13 protein-coding genes and 4 tRNA genes are annotated in these 16873 nt (G+C 62.3%); 10 read left to right on the top strand and 7 right to left on the bottom strand.

Annotated elements, in window-relative coordinates; genetic code table 11:
- The first annotated feature begins 150 nt into the window (after positions 1 to 150).
- On the top strand, positions 151 to 1299 hold the full coding sequence (locus QD172_RS15470) for a hypothetical protein (protein ID WP_176493540.1): 1149 nt from the start codon (positions 151 to 153) through the stop codon (positions 1297 to 1299).
- A gap of 255 nt (positions 1300 to 1554) precedes the next feature.
- Positions 1555 to 2598 carry a quinone-dependent dihydroorotate dehydrogenase gene (locus QD172_RS15465; protein WP_176503213.1) on the top strand — a complete coding sequence of 348 codons (1044 nt, stop codon included), beginning with the start codon at positions 1555 to 1557 and terminating at the stop codon, positions 2596 to 2598.
- Between the two features lie 781 nt (positions 2599 to 3379).
- Here the strand turns inward: QD172_RS15465 and rmf are convergent.
- Positions 3380 to 3589 carry a ribosome modulation factor gene (gene rmf, locus QD172_RS15460; RefSeq protein ID WP_043334308.1) on the bottom strand — a complete coding sequence of 70 codons (210 nt, stop codon included), beginning with the start codon at positions 3587 to 3589 and terminating at the stop codon, positions 3380 to 3382.
- Between the two features lie 529 nt (positions 3590 to 4118).
- On the opposite strand from rmf, the gene rlmKL reads away from it, so the two are divergent.
- Both rlmKL and QD172_RS15450 read left to right on the top strand, forming a co-directional pair.
- Positions 4119 to 6335: a bifunctional 23S rRNA (guanine(2069)-N(7))-methyltransferase RlmK/23S rRNA (guanine(2445)-N(2))-methyltransferase RlmL gene (rlmKL, locus tag QD172_RS15455; protein WP_279856219.1), complete on the top strand. Its 2217-nt coding sequence runs from the start codon at positions 4119 to 4121 to the stop codon at positions 6333 to 6335.
- A 3-nt stretch (positions 6336 to 6338) separates the two neighbouring features.
- Positions 6339 to 6677, top strand: a complete 339-nt coding sequence (locus QD172_RS15450) for a glutaredoxin family protein (protein WP_176503211.1) — start codon at positions 6339 to 6341, stop codon at positions 6675 to 6677.
- An 85-nt stretch (positions 6678 to 6762) separates the two neighbouring features.
- Here QD172_RS15450 and QD172_RS15445 read toward each other — a convergent pair whose 3' ends face one another.
- Positions 6763 to 7041 carry a WGR domain-containing protein gene (locus QD172_RS15445; RefSeq protein WP_279856218.1) on the bottom strand — a complete coding sequence of 93 codons (279 nt, stop codon included), beginning with the start codon at positions 7039 to 7041 and terminating at the stop codon, positions 6763 to 6765.
- Positions 7042 to 7265: 224 nt separating this feature from the next.
- Between QD172_RS15445 and pdxB the strand changes: the two genes are divergently transcribed.
- On the top strand, positions 7266 to 8444 hold the full coding sequence (pdxB, locus tag QD172_RS15440) for a 4-phosphoerythronate dehydrogenase PdxB (protein WP_279856217.1): 1179 nt from the start codon (positions 7266 to 7268) through the stop codon (positions 8442 to 8444).
- 372 nt (positions 8445 to 8816) lie between these two features.
- Entirely contained in the window at positions 8817 to 10373 is a 1557-nt protein-coding gene (gene nhaC / locus QD172_RS15435) for a Na+/H+ antiporter NhaC (protein WP_077378455.1), read from the top strand.
- A 90-nt stretch (positions 10374 to 10463) separates the two neighbouring features.
- Here the strand turns inward: nhaC and argE are convergent, their stop codons facing one another.
- The 5 genes from argE to msrB all read right to left on the bottom strand — a co-directional run bounded on the left by argE (position 10464) and on the right by msrB (position 16114).
- Positions 10464 to 11618 carry an acetylornithine deacetylase gene (argE, locus tag QD172_RS15430; protein ID WP_218015060.1) on the bottom strand — a complete coding sequence of 385 codons (1155 nt, stop codon included), beginning with the start codon at positions 11616 to 11618 and terminating at the stop codon, positions 10464 to 10466.
- Between the two features lie 279 nt (positions 11619 to 11897).
- On the bottom strand, positions 11898 to 12797 hold the full coding sequence (gene htpX, locus QD172_RS15425) for a protease HtpX (protein WP_077378460.1): 900 nt from the start codon (positions 12795 to 12797) through the stop codon (positions 11898 to 11900).
- 225 nt (positions 12798 to 13022) lie between these two features.
- Positions 13023 to 14261: a pyridoxal phosphate-dependent aminotransferase gene (locus QD172_RS15420; RefSeq protein WP_279856216.1), complete on the bottom strand. Its 1239-nt coding sequence runs from the start codon at positions 14259 to 14261 to the stop codon at positions 13023 to 13025.
- Between the two features lie 238 nt (positions 14262 to 14499).
- Positions 14500 to 15486: a ribosome biogenesis GTPase YlqF gene (gene ylqF, locus QD172_RS15415; RefSeq protein WP_077378465.1), complete on the bottom strand. Its 987-nt coding sequence runs from the start codon at positions 15484 to 15486 to the stop codon at positions 14500 to 14502.
- Positions 15487 to 15691: 205 nt separating this feature from the next.
- Positions 15692 to 16114 carry a peptide-methionine (R)-S-oxide reductase MsrB gene (gene msrB / locus QD172_RS15410; protein WP_176493532.1) on the bottom strand — a complete coding sequence of 141 codons (423 nt, stop codon included), beginning with the start codon at positions 16112 to 16114 and terminating at the stop codon, positions 15692 to 15694.
- 264 nt (positions 16115 to 16378) lie between these two features.
- Between msrB and QD172_RS15405 the strand changes: the two genes are divergently transcribed.
- The 4 genes from QD172_RS15405 (at position 16379) to QD172_RS15390 (ending at position 16815) form a co-directional block, all read left to right on the top strand.
- Positions 16379 to 16454 (top strand) — tRNA-Glu (locus QD172_RS15405).
- Positions 16455 to 16479: 25 nt separating this feature from the next.
- Positions 16480 to 16554, top strand: a tRNA-Gly gene (locus tag QD172_RS15400).
- 73 nt (positions 16555 to 16627) lie between these two features.
- Positions 16628 to 16703: transfer RNA gene (locus QD172_RS15395), tRNA-Glu, on the top strand.
- A 37-nt stretch (positions 16704 to 16740) separates the two neighbouring features.
- Positions 16741 to 16815, top strand: a tRNA-Gly gene (locus QD172_RS15390).
- Positions 16816 to 16873: the final 58 nt, after the last annotated feature.

The following is a 16873-nucleotide window of genomic DNA, read 5'->3' as shown; positions in this document are numbered from 1 at the left end:
TGCCAAGGCTGGGGTAAGGTAACTGTCGTCGAGGGTCTGGTATGCTGAGGGCAGCGAGTGCAACCCCTGTTTCCTGAGCCGCATGGTTGCCGCGATGGCAGCGGTCGGCTTACGTTATCAAGAACTTCAGTACAACAAGGCAGAGACACCATGTCACAACGTGCGTTACCCCTTGCCTGCGCCATTGCGCTCGGCCTCTCCAGTCTCGCATCCCAGGCCGTGCTGGCTGATGGCAGCCCTGCACAGCAGCGTGCCGAAGCCGCTGCGGGCAAGCTGGATATCTCCAAGTTTCTCAAGCCGCGCAGCGATGCCCACAGCCAGAACTTCCAGTTCGGTGGTACCAGTGTCCATCAGTTCACCATCAAGGAAGCCGGACGCTATGAGATCGACGGCAACGCCAACTTCGATGTGAGTGATCCCTACACCCTGGATGCCAGCCTGGAAGACGAGCAGGGTGCGATCATCGCCACGGGCACGGGTGACAGGGCATCGGATGGCCTGAACATGAATGTCGAGCTGGAGCCCGGGGTCTACAAGCTTCGCGTACGCGCCGACAAGCTGGGCGCCGGCAAGTCGGGTGGCAATACCTATGAAGTGAACGTGGCGGGCCTCAGCGAGAGCGGTGAGAAGCTCTCCGCCGAGGAAAGCGGCATCGAGACCGGTGACGGTCTGGTGTTCCTGGACACCGATGGTGATGGCCGCCGCACTGCCTTCGTCGATGCAGACGATGAAGTGGCGACCATCAAGCCGGCCACCGTGGCCGCGGCTGAGCAGGCGGCGCGCGAGCAGAAGGCCGCCGAGACCGGCAACGCTGCCGCGGAAGGTAGCGCTACTGCCGGTGAAGCCGTCGCCAGCACGGCGACTGGCACGGCCGAAGCTGCCTCTTCTGCGTCTGCCACTACGGCGTCTGCCACTACGGCGGCGGCGACCGGCAGCGCTGCTGTCACCGAGAGTGAAGCGGAGCCGGACCGTCGTTTCGATGAGATCGTCACCGATGTGCGCATTCGCGAGAAGGGCGAGGTCATGACCTTCGATGTCTCAGATCGCGGCACCGTGACCATCGACAGCGAGACATTCCCGGGCAGCGAAGGTACCTACAAGCTGCAGATGCGCCTGCTGGATGAGAACGGCAATACCGTGGCCAGCGACAAGGGCGAAGGTTTCGAGGGCGACTTCCACCTCGAGACCGTGCTGGAACCGGGGCGCTACACCGTGTGGGTCAGCGGTCAGAAGTTCGGCACTGCCATGGAAGGGGTCAACAACTACACCGTGCGAGTGCGTCAGCTGGACGTCAAATAAGCCCAGCGCTCAGACCCTGACAGTGACAAGGAAGGCGGCCCTCGGGGCCGCCTTCTTTCGTGTGTCGCTTCCTTGTCGCCTTCCTCTGTGCCTCATCTTCGTCACTTCTCTTTGTCACTTCTCTTCGTTCTCCCTCGTCATTCTCGCCTGAGGCAATCGCGTCCGGCGGAGTGTCTGTCGCGACGGGCTTCGGGTATACTTCGCGCCCAGTTCCGCTGTCGTCATGCCCCCTGTCGCTGCTGCCTGGAGATCACCATGTACTCGTTTGCTCGCTCGCTTCTGTTCAAGCTCGATCCGGAAACGGCTCATGGTGTGACGCTCAACGCCCTGGACATGGCCCATCGGCTTGGCATGGCGCGTGGATTGGGCGGTGAGGCACCACGTGACCCGGTGACGCTGATGGGGCTCGAATTCCCCAACCGTGTCGGGCTGGCTGCCGGTCTCGACAAGAATGCCGATCACCTCGATGCGCTCGCCGCCCTGGGATTCGGTTTCGTCGAGGTCGGCACGGTGACGCCGAAAGGGCAGGCTGGCAATCCGAAGCCGCGCCTGTTCCGCCTGCCGGAGCACCAGGCGATCATCAACCGCATGGGCTTCAACAATGCCGGGGTTGAGCATCTGGTCGCGAAGGTCAAGGCGAGTCAGGCGCGTGGTGCCTCCGGAGTCGTGTTGGGGATCAACATCGGCAAGAACCTGACCACGGCGGTGGATGATGCGCTGAGCGACTATCTGGTCTGCCTCGAGGCCGTGCATGCTCACGCCGACTACATCACCGCCAACATCTCGTCGCCCAACACGCCGGGATTGCGCAATCTGCAGTTCGGGGATCACCTCAATCAGTTGCTGGCGGGGCTGCGCGAGCGCTGTGATCAACTCGATGCCGAGCGTGGCAAGAAGGTCCCGCTGGTGATCAAGATCGCCCCTGACATGGACAGTGAAGAGATTCTGTTCGTGGCGCGTGCGCTGGCTGACAATGGCATCGATGGTGTCATCGCGACCAATACCACCATCGAGCGCTCCGCGGTCGCGGGGAGTTCGCACGCAGAAGAGGCCGGTGGCCTGTCCGGTGCGCCGGTGCGTGAATCCTCCACCCGCGTGATTCGCGGGCTGCGCGAAGCCCTGCCGAACATGCCGATCATCGGTGTCGGTGGTATCACGGATGGTGAGAGTGCGCGCGAGAAGGTCGCGGCGGGCGCGGACCTGGTTCAGCTGTACTCCGGACTGATCTATCGCGGCCCGGCGCTGATCGGAGAGTGCGCGCGTGCATTGGAGAAGGCGGATACGCTCATCAAGCTGTGATCAGACAGCCAGACAACGAAAGAGCCGCCTCCTGACATCAGAAGGCGGCCTCGGTACCGGCGTGAATGATGATGTGGCAGTGTCAGCGATATGTCTCGTGAACTGACATTGCCGTGTTGGCTGCCATGTCCAGCCAGCGTGCACGATGCGAAGCGCTTTTGCCGTCAGGGACGGCGGTCGGGTATTGGCCCATCGAGCTCATCGGGTCCGTGGATGGTGATAGCAGGCCTGCAAGAAGCCTGCTGATGCAGTCAAGGTGAACGTTTGCCCGTGTCGTGCTCCGCGCTGAACCGTCGTTCATGCAGGCCGTCGCCTGCCGCGCATTCTCTGGAGCCATGTCGCGAGGGAATCGACACGAGCGCCAACATCTCGGCCTTTCAAGCGGAGAAGCGAGTCGGCCCCATTGCCTACTGCTTCACGCGCCTGACAGTGCCGTGCGTCTTCAAGATAGAAATAAGGCGTTACCTCCCTGGTGGCTTGTCATGTCGCTAAGCGACGTCCTTGGGATTTTCCGGGTGACATCAGTATCGACTGAGTCACCGTGAACACCTCGAGTCCTCTCTGTACGTGCCTTCCGGCGCCATTGATCAGGCGATCCGGTAGACTGATGCCGGAGAATCCGCTTGCGCAGCGCATCAGGCTGCGTGGGCGGGGTGAAAGGCGCCAGGCGCCATCTTCAGGTGTCACTCCTTGACGTCATGCATCCTGAAAGTCATCGGGACGGGAATCAACATCCCGGTGGGAGTATCCTGGTTTGTCCATTGCCGGAGCCCGCTGGGGCTCAGGACAGCACCATGGGGTTCTTGTGGATGCCGGACACGCCGGTCATGCCAGACCATTGGTCGCCACGTCCTTCGCGCCAGCCACTCATCCAGAATTCACGTAGATTGACATCGATACTGGGACAATCATCACGGGAACGACCGGTAACGCCGGCCTTGTAGCCGTGAACATAGGCACGCTGAAAGCGATCACGTTTCTGTCTCTTCATGGATGACCTCTATGTGAGAACCCATCGGCATTGGAGTCACTGTCGTGGTGTCTCTCGAGGAGACATCGTCCGGTGGCAGCGACTCGATACAGCATGGCTTGCCGAGTGAGAGAGTAGGCCGATGACCCGAAGGTCACTGCCGGCCTCGTGCTTCATCACCTCAGTGGCCACTGACCAGCCGTGTCGGGAAAGGCCGTGGATGTGAGATGATGGAGGGTCTTGCCAGTACATGCTCGAGCGTGATGGTGGATAGGTCACTGCAGGCCCGGATCTCTGCTCTGAAGGTTGTGTCATCAGAATCCTGTTTCATCGGTGGCAATGGTCACCGAGATGCAGTCGGGCATGCTGCCTGAATGAGGGTTTCGCTCCGTGAACCTCCTTTTCGCTTGGCGTGTCACCTTTCCGAATTGCAGCTACACCTATAGTTTTTAGAACACTGCCTCTGGCTTGTCGACAGCCGTATAGGAATATCGCTAGTGCCAGAAGCCAACTCACAGGAATAAGTCCGGCCTTTGCCGGTGAGAGATTCATGACTGACACGACTTCTGCGACTTCGCCGCGCGCCCCCAGCAACCCGCTCTCCACCTGGTTTGCGACCTGTCCGCGTGGCCTCGAGACCTTGCTGGCTGACGAGCTGACGTCGCTGGGTGCCGAGGTGACCGGCACTACCGTGGCCGGCGTCCACTTCAATGGAAGTCAGGAGACGGCTTACCGCACCATCCTGTGGTCACGCCTGGCCAATCGCATCATTCGCCTGCTGACCCGCGTGGGCGGCGTCGACACCGGCGAGCAGCTGCGCAAGGCGAGCGCCGGCGTCGACTGGGCAATGGAATTGCCGGATCGTGCCTCCATCGCCGTTGATTTCCATGGAACATGGAAGGATATTCGGCATACCTTCTTCGGCGCTCAGACCGTCAAGGATGGCATCGTCGAGGCGATGTTCGAGGAAGGTCGCCACAAGCCGACCGTCGATGGCAAGAATGCCGATCTGCGCATCTATGCGCATCTGCATAATGGCTATGTGACTCTCGGGATCGACCTCGTCGGCCGCAGCTTGCATCAGCGCGGCTACCGCCCCGACCTCGCCCATGCGCCACTCAAGGAGAATCTGGCCGCGGCACTGCTGATGCGTGCCGATTGGCCGGCACGTGCGGCGCGGGGTGAGAGCCTGGTCGACCCGATGTGCGGTTCCGGCACGCTGCTGATCGAGGCGGCCTTGATGGCGGCGGATATCGCCCCGCAGTCGCTGAATGAAGACTTCGCCTGCCGCCACTGGGGGCGTCATGACGAGCGTATCTGGAAAGGTCTGCGCGAGGAGATGGAGCAGCGTGCCATCGCCGGTCGCCGCAAGGTCACCGCGCGTCTGTTCGGGCGTGATCATAGCCCGCAGGCGATCTCTGCCGCGCGCTCCAACGCCATGCGTGCCGGGATTCCGGCGCTGATCGAGCTGGAAGGCGCCTCCGTCGCCGAGCTGACCTGTCCCGAGGGCGCCACCACCGGCCTTGTGATGACCAACCCGCCCTACGGCGAGCGTCTGGGTGAGCTGCCGGCATTGGTGCCGCTCTATGCAAGCCTCGGTGAGCGCATGAAGCGTCACTTCGGCGGCTGGACGCTGGGCATGTTCACCGGCAACCCGGACCTCGGTCACCGTCTGGGCCTGCGTGCGCATCGTCAGTACGCCTTCCGCAACGGTCAGCTGGATTGCAAGCTGCTGATGATCGACGTGGCAGCGCGTGAGCGAGCGGTCGACGAGGACAGCGTGGCGGAAGATGCCCGCAGTCAGCCGGCACTCAGCGAGGGCGGCCAGATGTTCGCCAATCGCCTGAAGAAGAACCAGAAGACGCTGTCTCGCTGGCTCAAGCAGAGCGGCACCACCTGTTATCGCCTCTATGATGCCGACATGCCGGAATACGCGCTGGCCATCGATATCTACGGGCGTCATGTGCACGTGCAGGAATACACGCCGCCCAAGTCCGTGGATGCCAGTCAGGCGCAGCGTCGTCTGATGGATGCGCTGGCGGCGATTCCGCAGGTACTGGGCTGCTCGCCCAACGATATCCATATCAAGCAGCGCACGCGTCAGGCGGGCAAGGCGCAGTACACCCGTCAGGACAGCTCCGGTCAGCGTATCGAGGTGCAGGAAGGCGACGCCAGACTGTGGGTGAATCTCAAGGACTACCTGGATACCGGCCTGTTCCTGGATCACCGCCCGGTGCGCAAGCTGCTGGGCAAGGAAGCGGACGGCAAGCGGGTGCTCAACCTGTTCTGCTATACCGCGACGGCCACCGTGCACGCGGTTTTGGGCGGTGCCAGCGAGAGTGTCAGCGTCGACATGTCCAATACCTACCTGGACTGGGGGCGCGAGAACTTCAAGCTCAATGGCATCAGCGAGAAGCGTCACCAGCTGGTGCGTGCCGACTGCCTGAAGTGGCTGGAGCGTTCCCGCGAGGAGTTCGACCTGATCTTCCTGGATCCGCCGACCTTCTCCAACTCCAAGAAGATGGAAGGCACCCTGGATATCCAGCGTGATCACGCGCGCCTGATTGACCTGGCGATGGCCAGTCTGGCGCCGGGCGGCACGCTGATCTTCTCCAACAACCATCGTCGCTTCGTGATGGATGACAGCGTCAGCCAGCATCATGTGGTGGAAGACCTGTCGCGCAAGCTGCTGGACCCGGACTTCAAGCGCCGTCCGGATATCCATCACGTCTTCCGCATCCGTCGCGCCAGCGACGTGAAGGGCTGAGCGATGGCCAGCGTCCCGCTGTGGCTCTACACCACGGCGGGCTGTCATCTGTGTGCTCGGCTGGAAGCCACGCTGCAGGCGCTGGGGGCAGATGTCACGCTCACGCGGGTCGAGATCGCCTTCGACGCGCAACTGAGCGAGCGTTACGCGACACGCATTCCCGTGCTGGCAAGCGCATCGGGTGCAGAGTACTCGCTGGCAGATGGCGAAGAGGCCTTGCCGGGCTGGTTGCGCGCGCAGGGCGTCGAGCAGGGCGTCGATCAAACGCCCCCTGCCAGGCGTGACTCAGGCGTCGAGCCGCAGGGGCATGTCATGCGCCATGGGCGTCGCTTTCTGCGCTGATTCGCATCATGTCCGGGCCTGAACGAAAGACCGCCGCTACCTCAAGGTAGCGGCGGTCTTCTTGTCTGCGGGTCCCTGCGGCGGCCTAGCTTTCCAGCAGTGACATCTGGCGCATGGCATCTTCGGCCTCGGGGCTGTCAGCCGTGGCCTCCAGCACCTTGGTGAAGCCACGTGAGGCCTGGATGTGAGCGAGGTCACTGACCCAGGTCATGGCCTGCTCGTAGCTTTCGGCCAGATCGTGCTTCAGTCCGCCGAACTGGGTGCCGATCTGGCCCCAGGAGCGACTGACGATCCAGTCGCCGAACATGTCCTGATGTACATGGACCAGGACGTAATCATGATGGCTTTCCCAGCGGATGATCACGCGTGACTCCCGAGGTGAAACAGAGGTGGCATGTGGATGGCTCGCAAGGCGCTGCAGGCTTGTGGCGCATGCTGCGTACGCCTAAGATGGCACGGCGGCGAACGCTGAATCATACCATTGTAATCTTCGCATGCCTTGCGGCAAGTCAGAAGCTTTGCAAGACGCCATGCACGCGGCAACGACCGCAACGCTACCCACCGGCACAGCAAGGAACAAGGCAACAGATGCACATCATCGTGGATGATAACGTCCTTCTGGCAGAAGAGTTCTTCTCTGAATTCGGGGAAGTGATCTGTCTGCCGACCAGCGAGATCACCAATGCCGTCCTCAAGGAAGCCGACATGCTGATCTGCCGCTCCACGCTCAGGGTGGATGAGGCATTGCTGAAGGGCACTCGGGTGCGCTTCGTCGGCTCGCCGATCATCGGTACGGATCATGTCGATCTCGACTGGCTCGAGTCGGCAGGGATTCACTTCACCAATGCGCCGGGCTGCAATGCCGATTCGGTGGTGGATTACGTGCTGTCCTCGCTGTGGCATCTGGCGGAGCAGGAAGGCTTCGATCTGCAGCTCAATCGTCGTTTCGGCGTGGTCGGTGCAGGTCAGGTCGGCTCGAGGCTGATCAAGCGTCTCGAGTCGCTGGGCGCCGAGGTGCTGGTCTGTGATCCTCCGCGCGCGCTGGCGCAGGAGTCGGGAGAGGAGGCGGAAGAAGCGCTGAATTTCGTCGATATCGATCATCTCGTGGCCGAGTGTGATGTCATCTGCGTGCATACCCCGATGGTGACAGGCGGTGAGTACCCGACCCATCACCTGATCAATGCCGAGCGCATCCGTGCCATGAAGCCCGGCAGCGTATTGCTGAGCGCAGGACGCGGTGGTTGCGTGGATACTGCCGCGCTCAAGCAGCGTCTGCTGGAACAGGCTGATCTGCTGACCGTGCTGGATGTCTGGGAGAACGAGCCGGACATCGATGCGGAGCTGGCCTCGCTGGTGGATATCGCCACGCCGCACATCGCCGGACACAGTCTGGATGGCAAGATGCAGGGAACCGAGATCATCTATCAGCAGGCCTGCCGGCATTTCGGCCTGCCGGCACGGCGCAAGCTGGGCCAGTTGAAGCCGGACCCGTGGCTTCGCAAGCTGGTGCTGACGGGGTGGGCGCCGCCGGAAGAGGCCCTCGGTCTCTGCGTTCGGGCCTGTTACGACGTGCGCCGCGATGCCTTGGGTCTGCGTCGCTATCAGCGCCGCTTCGGCAACGCCGAGGGCTTCCTGCGTTATCGGCGTGAATATCCGTTGCGTCGCGAGTTCTCCACGCTGCGCGTCGAACTCAAGAAGAACGCCCGTGAGCTGCGTGAAGTGCTGGAAGGCTTCGGCTTCTCGCGTGTGAAGCTGGCCAGCAAATGATGTGACATGTCATCTCTCCTGCGATATCCACCTGCAGGAGGTGTCGAGGCCGAGTGACGGATCTCGATCGTCAGGCAGTCAGAACGCCCCTGTCAGCTTCGCTGGCAGGGGCGTTCTCGTCTCAGGTACGGATGTGGGGCGGGTGACCCGGTAGATGAAACCGGTTCTCGGACGTTTCGGACTGCGACCTTGGTCGATATAATGTCGCCCAAAATTACGCTGACGACAGATGTCAGGGCGCGCCCCGGGCGACCTGTCCGAGGGTGGTGTGGCCCGCTGGCTCCCCGCGTACTCCCCGTTTCTCGTGCCTTCTGCCATGCCCGTCACGACGGCGCGTGTCGGCGTCCTCATTTCCTGAAGATGGTGTCCTGAATGCAACAATCTCCTGATAGACCAGCCGAGGGCGGTGGCTTTCGCCCTCCCTCCCTGCTGGATGCCCTGATCCCCATCGTGCTGGTCATCGCCATGCTGGTGCTGGCGGTCGTGCTGTTCGGCGCCGATGCTTCCTGGGGGCCGAATCAGGTGGCATTGCTGTCTGGCGCGATGATCGCGGGGGTCATCGGCCTCAAGAACGGTTATCGCTGGAGCGATATCGAAGAGGGGATCAACAAGGGGATCCAGATCTCGCTGGGCGCGATCCTGATCCTGCTGGCGGTAGGCGCGATGATCGGTACCTGGATTCTCGGTGGCACCGTGCCGGCGATGATCTACTACGGGCTGGATGTGATCGCGCCTCAGTATTTCTATGCCTCGGCATGTCTGCTGTGCGCGCTGGTGGCGCTGTCGGTGGGGAGCTCCTGGACGGTGGCCGGCACCATCGGTATTGGCCTGATCGGCATTGCCGATGGACTGGGACTTTCCGAGGCGATCACGGCAGGTGCGGTGATTTCCGGGGCCTACTTCGGTGACAAGCTCTCGCCACTGTCGGATACCACCAATCTGGCGCCGGCGGCGGCGGGGACCACGCTGTTCGCGCACATTCGTCACATGCTGTGGACGACGGTTCCCAGCATCCTGCTCGCGCTGGCAGGCTTTCTGTGGCTGGGCCACGACTCCGTCTCCAGCCTGCAGACGCCGGAGCAGGTCGCCAACCTGCGTGCCCAGCTGGGTGAGCAGTTCAACATCGGCCTGCACCTGCTGATTCCACTGCTGGTGCTGCTGGTGATGGCCGTGCGTCAGATGCCCGCCTTTCCGGCGATCTTCATCGGTGCGGTGCTCGGGGGTGTCTTCGCGGTCATCTTCCAGCCACAGGCCGTGGCGGGACTGGCGAATGTCCCTGACATGTCCACCGCCATGGCACTGCTCAAGGGCGTATGGATGTCGATGTTCGATGGCTATGTCTCCCACAGCGGCGATGAGGTGATCGACTCGCTGCTCTCCAAGGGCGGCATGAGCAGCATGCTCAACACCGTGTGGTTGATCCTCTCGGCGATGACCTTCGGCGGCGTGATCGAACGACTCGGCCTGCTGGAGCGTCTGGTGCAGAGCCTGCTGGGCGCGACGCGCAATGCCGGTTCGCTGGTCATCACCACGCTGGGTACCTGCCTGGCCTCCAATGTGGTGACCGGGGATCAATACATCTCGGTCATCCTGCCGGGGCGCATGTATCGCGCTGAATTCCGCCGCCGTCGCCTGGCGCCGGTCAATCTGTCGCGGGCACTGGAAGATTCCGGCACCATCACCTCGCCACTGATTCCCTGGAACAGCTGCGGCGCCTACATGGCGGCAACGCTGGGGGTCGCGACTCTCAGTTATCTGCCGTTTGCGCTGTTCAATCTGGTCAATCTGGTGCTGGCGGTGGCCTATGCCATGGTCGGTTTCAAGCTGGAGCGTCTGGCCGAAGGTGACGAGGCGGATGGCGGAGAGCCGACTCCGCTGGCCGAATCTCTGGTGCTGGATACCCCTCATGAGACGGCAGAGTCTCGCTGATTGACGTACTGGGTGACAGAGACAGGCAAGCCCGCCGCGTGGGGAACGCGGCGGGCTTTTTCATGGGCACTCGAGGGGGGCGTCCAGCGTTCAGTCAGTGCACTGATGACGTGTGAGGCGTATCAGGAACTCGCGATAGCGCTCCAGTTCGGCGATGTCGATGTACTCATCCGCCTTGTGGGCCTGCGTGATGGAGCCTGGCCCGCAGACGACAGTCGAGAAACCGCGATCCTGGAACCAGCCCGCTTCCGAGCAGAAGCCGACACCGCAGCGTTCACGCTGACCCGTCAGCGCAAAGGCCAGCGTCTCTGCCTTGCCGTCGGGCTCCGGCGTGAGCGCCGGTACCGAGGCGTAGTCCTCCAGTGTCTGGATGGCGCACTCCGGTGAGTGCTCCTGCATCTCGAGGGCCAGTCGGGCGGTGAAGTCATCGACTCGCGCGCGTACCGCGTCAGGGGTATCACCGGGCAGGTTGCGCAGCTCCCAATGCAGGCGAGCATCCTTGGCAATGATGTTGGTCGCATTGCCGCCCTGGATGGTGCTGACGTGCAGCGTGGAGTACGGGGGCTCGAACAGTTCGCCCCGTGAGGCCTGGGTGCGCAGGTCGTTTGCCGTGCGTTCCAGCTCCGAGATGATGCGCGCGGCGTAGAACGTGGCCGAGACACCCAGGTCCGGTCGGCTCGAATGCGCCGGCACGCCAGTCACTTCCGTGCGCCAGGCATGCACCCCCTTGTGCGCCGAGACTACGCGTCCCTCCGTCGGTTCGCCGATGATGACGGCGGCGACGTCGGGCAGCGTGTCGCGCATGTGGTCGATCAGTGGCAGACAGCCCAGACAGGTGCTTTCCTCATCGTAGGAGAAGGCAAGGTGGAGTGGTCGCTTGAGGGGAGCATCAAGAAAATCCGGCACCATCGCCAGGCACAGGCCGATGAAGCCTTTCATGTCCACCGAGCCACGACCGTAAAGACGACCCTCCTTCAGCGTGGCCTGATAAGGGTCATGGGACCAGTTCTGGCCGCTTACGGGCACGGTATCGGTATGGCCGGAGAGCACGACACCACCGGCCACCGCGGGCCCTATCGTGGCGAGCAGCGAGGCCTTGTCGCCTTCGGCATTCGAAAGCACGCTCGCCTGGATGCCATGTTCGGCCAGCAGATCGCGAACGAAGTGGATCAATGCCAGATTGGAGCGATCCGAGGTGGTATCGAAGGCGATCAGGCGAGTGATGATGTCGAGGGTGCGTTGCATGTCGAGCCTCATCAGGCATGGCGCCGTTCGGGGAGGGGCCGGATGTGAAAGCCCGAGGGGATCACATTGGCGCTGAACGGACGCAGGAGTCTGCTTTATGCAGTTGCCTGCATGCCAAGTCAATCGTGGCCGCAACCCCCTGTGGCACTTCGTGGCTGATCACGATGTGCCGCGAGGCATGCTTGGGAGTCTGCGGGGTCAGCCCTGACGCAAGAAGCCCGCCACGTGACTCACGTGGCGGGCTTCTGCATCGCTCAAGAGTGCGGTGCTGCTCGAGGCTTACTTGTAGGCAGCGGCCTTGAGCGCGGCGATACGGTCATCCAGCGGCGGGTGGCTGGCGAACAGCTGCTCCATCAGCTTGCGGCTCTTGCCGGTGGTGATGGCGAAGGCGGTCATGGTGTCGGGCATCTGGTCCGGCAGCTCATGTTCCTGCTTGAGGCGTGCCAGCGCGTTGATCATCGAACCGCTGCCCGCGAGACTCGCGCCTGCGGCATCCGCACGATATTCGCGCCAGCGCGAGAACCAGGCGACGATCATCGAGGCCACCAGGCCCAGCACCAGTTCAAGGACGAAGACCACGGCCATGTAGCCGAAGAAGCCCAGGCCGCCGCTGTTGTCATCTCGCTTCAGGAAGGCGTCGATGGCATGTGCGGCAATGCGCGCGAAGAACATCACGAAGGTGTTCACCACGCCCTGGATCAGCGTCAGCGTCACCATGTCGCCGTTGGCCACGTGACCGATCTCGTGCGCCAGTACCGCACGCACTTCCTCGGGACGCATGCGATTGAGCAGGCCGGCCGAGACGGCGACCAGCGCATCGTTGCGGTTCCAGCCGGTGGCGAAGGCATTGGATTGCTGCGCCGGGAAGATGCCGACTTCCGGCATCTTGATGCCGGCGTCGCGAGACAGTTCCTCGACGGTCGTCAGCAGCCAGCGTTCGGTATCGTTCTGTGGCTGTTCGATGATCACGGTGCCCGTCGAGGACTTGGCCATCATCTTGGACAGGAACAGGGAAATCACCGAGCCGGCCATGCCGATGATGAAGCAGAAGATCAACAGGGCGGTGTAATTGATGCCGTTGGCTTCCATGTAGCCATCGAAGCCCAGCAGGCGCAGCGTGACACTGGCCAGCAGCACCACCGCCAGGTTGGTGATCAGAAAGAGGGCTATCCGCATCATGGGGTCAGGTCTCCAATGCCAATCTATCGGTAAGGCGCAATTATCTGCCCGCCATGCTGACAGTGAGATGAATCACTGCGACATGGCGGACAGGCGGCGCGTAACAGGAAGGTATCACCACCGTGCCGGTGTGCGTAGACCTTTCGTGAGGCAGGTATCGACACCGTGGCGTCAGGCCGTCTCGAGGCTCAGTGCTGCGGGAGCCTGCCGCAGGAAAGAGGTGTCTCAGCCCTTGCGGCGGCGCGCCAGGAAACGGCCGAGACGCTCGATGGCCTCTTCCAGCTGGTCGGCGTAGGGCAGGGTGACGATGCGCAGGTGATCCGGATTCGGCCAGTTGAAGGCGGTGCCCTGCACCAGCAGCATCTTCTCTTCCAGCAACAGCTCCAGCACCATCTGCTGGTCGTCCTCGAAGGGATACATCTCCGGGTCGAGACGCGGGAACATGTAGAGCGCGCCCTTGGGCTTCACGCAGCTGACGCCGGGAATCTCGTTGAGCTTCTTCCAGGCCGCGTCACGCTGGGCCAGCAGGCGTCCGCCCGGCAGTACCAGATCATTGATCGACTGATAGCCGCCGAGCGCCGTCTGGATGGCGTGCTGCGCCGGGACGTTGGCGCACAGGCGCATGCTGGCCAGCATGTCGAGACCGGAGATGAAGTCGGCCGCCGGGCGCTTGTCGCCGGAGAGAATCATCCAGCCGGAGCGGAAGCCCGCGCAGCGATAGCTCTTTGACAGGCCGTTCATGGTCACAACCAGCAGATCATTGGCCAGCGCACCGGTGGAGACGTGCTCGGTATCGTCATAGAGGATCTTGTCGTAGATCTCATCCGAGAACACCACCAGACCGTATTCCCGTGCGACCTGCAGGATGTCCTTCACGATGGCTGGCGGATAGACCGCGCCGGTCGGGTTGTTCGGGTTGATCAGCACGATGCCCTTGGTGTGGCTGGTCACCTTGGCGCGGATGTCCTCGATGGAGGGGGCCCAGTCCTGCGCCTCGTCACACAGATAGTGCACGGCACGACCGCCGGCCAGATTGGCGGCAGCGGTCCACAGGGGATAATCCGGTGCCGGTACCAGCAGCTCGTCACCATCGTCGAGCAGGGCCTGCATGGCCAGCACGATCAGCTCCGAGACACCGTTGCCGATGTAGATGTCCTCGATGCCGACACCCTGGATGTCCTTGCGCTGACACTCCTGCATGATCGCCTTGCGCGCCGAGTAAAGCCCCTTGGAGTCACAGTAGCCCTGCGCGGTCGGCAGATTGCGCATCACGTCCTGCAGGATCTCTTCCGGTGCCTCGAAGCCGAAGGGCGCCGGGTTGCCGATATTGAGCTTGAGAATGCGATGACCTTCGTCCTCGAGACGCTTGGCGTGTTCGAGAACCGGCCCGCGAATGTCGTAGCAGACGTTGTCCAGCTTGTGTGACTTGCGAATTTCGCGGGGCTTTCTTTGCTCGGTATCCATGGTGCTTTCCGTAGATCTCCGTCACGTAAGGTGTAGGGGCGAGTGTCCAGCATATCGCGCCGCCTGCCTGCCGCGCCACGGCCAAGGGCCAATAGCGTGGTTAAATTTGCGGTTTGAAATGTTCAGGCAGAAAAAAATCCCGCCAGAGGTTATCTGGCAGGATTTTCAACTGGCCTGCAGGCATGGTCCGCGAATGAGATCTGAATTCGACCGTCGTTATCTCACTGTTCTGGTAGCGTTATTCGCTCGCGGACTCAGGCGGTTCGCTTATCCGTGCGCCATCTTGCGTCTCGCCACTGGCTTCCGGCACCGGCTCGGCGGGAATGTCCGCCGGCGTTTCCAGCGTCAGGCGCCCGAGCTTGCCATCGCGCAGTTCGTGCAGCAGCACCTCTGCACCGCGATGTAGATCGATGATGCCACCGGCGCGCAGGCCGCCACGCTTGCTGGCGATCTCTTCCAGAATCGCGACCCCGTTGAAGCCCGAGAGCGCCATCAGGTCGACCTTGCGCGGGCCATCACTCTCGACTCGCTCGGCGTCAGGGTTGGCACTGTAGGCCGGCAGTGACTTGAGCTTGTAGCGAGCGATCAGCTCATCGGGATAGCGCCTGGCCAGCTCCGCCGCCACGACCACCGCCACATCGGTGTAGTCGATGGCGGTATCCCGAATCGCGCCGCTGCCGGCCAGACGGTAGGCGCTGGCCTGATCCTCGATCTTTGGCCACATCACCCCGGGGGTGTCGATCAGGGCGATGCCGCCATCGATGCGAATCTTCTGCTGACGCTTGGTGACGGCGGGCTCGTTGCCGGTCTTGGCGATCTTGCGACCCGCCAGACCATTGATCAGCGTCGACTTTCCGACGTTGGGGATGCCCATCACCATCACGCGCGCATCACGATCGACACGGATGTGACCGGCCATCTCGCGACACAGCCGCGGGATCTGCTTGAGGTCACGCGCCTCAAGCGTGGTGATCGCCAATGCACGGGTATCGGGCAGGGCATCGAAATACTCGACCCATTCACGCGTGCGTGCCGGGTCCGCCAGGTCTGCACGTGACAGCAGCTTGAGGACCGGCTTGTGGCGGGTCAGCTCGGACAGCACCGGATTGGTGCTGGAGTAGGGGAGGCGGGCATCGAGGACTTCGATGACCACGTCGATCTCGGGCAGCGCGTCCTTTATCTGACGACGCGCTTTGTGCATGTGTCCCGGGTACCAGCCCAGCATGTTGCTTCTCCTGCCGTCAGGGGTATGACGGTTGTCCTGTCACCTCTTGTCCTGCCTCCTCGCCCGCCTGTCAGGAGTCGCTCACCAATGGAGGTGGCGATAGATGACAGGCAGCAAGAAGAGGGGACGCGTATGGCGGCGCATTCTACCAGAGGCCGCTCGGCCATGGAGAAACGCTGGCATCGTCTTCTCGCGCTCTGGCGTCTCAGCTGCGCACCGGCTTGAAGCGCAGCGACACCGAGTTGATGCAATAGCGCTGCCCTGTCTCGGTAGGGCCGTCGGGAAAGACGTGTCCCAGATGGGATTCGCAACGACGACAGCGCACTTCGACACGTCGCATGCCATGGCTGGTGTCGAAATGCTCTTCGACGGCGGCATCCGCATAGGGCCGATCAAAGCTCGGCCAGCCACAGCCGGCGTCGAACTTGGTGTCGTTGTCGAACAGCTTCGCGTCGCAGGCGATGCAGTGATAGGTGCCCGGTGTCGGGCTGACCTCGTGATCGCCACTGAAGGGGCGTTCGGTACCGGCTTCACGTGCGACGCGATACTGCTCCGGCGTCAGGCGCTTGCGCCATTCCTCTTCACTGCGGATCAACTTGTCCTGGGCCGGCTTGTCTAGCTCGCTCATGGTCTCTTCTCTCTATGCGTTTCTCGAATCGACGCCCGCGCGAACCTGCAAGCAAGTTCCCGTGAGCGGCAATCCGAAACAATGGCTACCGGTCTTCACTCGACACCCGGTACATACCCCAAGAATGCGGGCGTCAGGGCGTGACCACAAGCACGTGGTGGATGCACTTGGCCAACGCCGGAAAAATCCTGTTGAAGCAGGGGGTTGACGAAGGGGAGGGGGCTTTGTAATATACGCGCCACCTCGACGAGGCAAGAACGTTACGTCCCATTCGTCTAGTGGTCCAGGACACCGCCCTTTCACGGCGGTAACAGGGGTTCGAACCCCCTATGGGACGCCACTTCTTGCAGCGTAGAGACCGGAGTGCGGGAATAGCTCAGTGGTAGAGCACAACCTTGCCAAGGTTGGGGTCGCGAGTTCGAATCTCGTTTCCCGCTCCAAAGGAAAAGGCAATGCGACAAGGTCGCGAGCTGGTTCGCCAGTCCGATCGAATCTCGTTTCCCGCTCCAGTGTGTCCCATTCGTCTAGTGGTCCAGGACACCGCCCTTTCACGGCGGTAACAGGGGTTCGAACCCCCTATGGGACGCCATCTTCGGTCTTGTGTGGTCGCATGATCTGCTTGTGTTGCGGGAATAGCTCAGTGGTAGAGCACAACCTTGCCAAGGTTGGGGTCGCGAGTTCGAATCTCGTTTCCCGCTCCAGTACGTCCCATTCGTCTAGTGGTCCAGGACACCGCCCTTTCACGGCGGTAACAGGGGT

It is taken from the genome of Cobetia sp. 10Alg 146 (genome assembly GCF_029846385.1).
GTDB lineage: Bacteria > Pseudomonadota > Gammaproteobacteria > Pseudomonadales > Halomonadaceae > Cobetia > Cobetia marina.
This window is presented reverse-complemented; position numbering and strand designations above follow the sequence as displayed.